This window comes from Phormidium sp. CCY1219 (assembly GCF_055795085.1).
On record NZ_JAYFEQ010000274.1, the window covers coordinates 1 to 354 of the forward strand.

Here is a 354-nt window from a genome sequence, read left to right on the forward strand (position 1 = left end):
AATTGCTCTCTCCTTACGGGGAGGTAAAAGCACCCCAGCGGGTGGCTTCCGAAGTCCGAGAAATCGACTTGTACTTTAGACCCCTTCCGAATTTAGAGCTGGCTGCGGTTCGACCTTTGGGTATTTTAGGAAGAATGGCGGCTAGTCCGAATCCTTCGATTTTTGAACCTTTTCGCAACCCAGTCAGCGAAGATGAAATTTGCGACTGTCTCGGAAAGTTGCTAGACGTGAGGCGATCGCTGCAACGCCAAGCCAACCGTAATAATCGCCGACTGTCCAACGAAGCCTTACCCAAATTATGGATTCTCACCCCCACCGCTTCCCCTACCATTTTATCAAGATTTAGCGCTATGC

General features: G+C 50.0%; 1 pseudogene. It reads left to right on the plus strand.

Annotation, left to right across the window (positions count from 1 at the left end):
- Positions 1 to 354 (plus strand): annotated as a pseudogene (locus AC0QH1_RS03715) (hypothetical protein); the annotation flags it as partial.